We start from the raw sequence: 368 nt of genomic DNA on the forward strand, positions 1-368 counted from the left end.
CTGCTGGGCCCATGTCAGGCGCCCGTTCTACGACCTGCATCTGACCGGCCAGGCGCCGCTCGCCACCGAGGCGCTCCGGCGCATCGCTCTCCTCTACGCCGTCGAGGAGGAGATCCGTGGCAAGCCGCCTGACGAACGTGCCCGCCTGCGCCAGGCGAGGGCTGGGCCCGTGCTCGAGGAGATGTATGCCTGGTTCCGGGCAACGCTCGAGCGGATCTCCGGCAAGAGTGACCTTGCGGGCGCCATCCGCTACGCCCTGACCCGCTGGGAGGCGCTGACGCGCTATCTCAACGACGGCAGGCTCGAGCCGGATAACAACCCGGTCGAGCGTGCCATCCGGCCGCTGACCTTGGGGCGGAAGAACTGGC

General features: G+C 69.6%; 1 protein-coding gene. It reads left to right on the forward strand.

Features of this window, described 5'->3' with window-relative positions; translation table 11 throughout:
• On the forward strand, positions 1-368 hold a 368-nt coding region (locus tag JMJ56_RS33375), incomplete at both ends, for an IS66 family transposase (protein ID WP_202836154.1).

The sequence above is a fragment of the Belnapia arida genome, from assembly GCF_016773205.1.
GTDB classification, from domain to species: Bacteria; Pseudomonadota; Alphaproteobacteria; order Acetobacterales; family Acetobacteraceae; genus Belnapia; species Belnapia arida.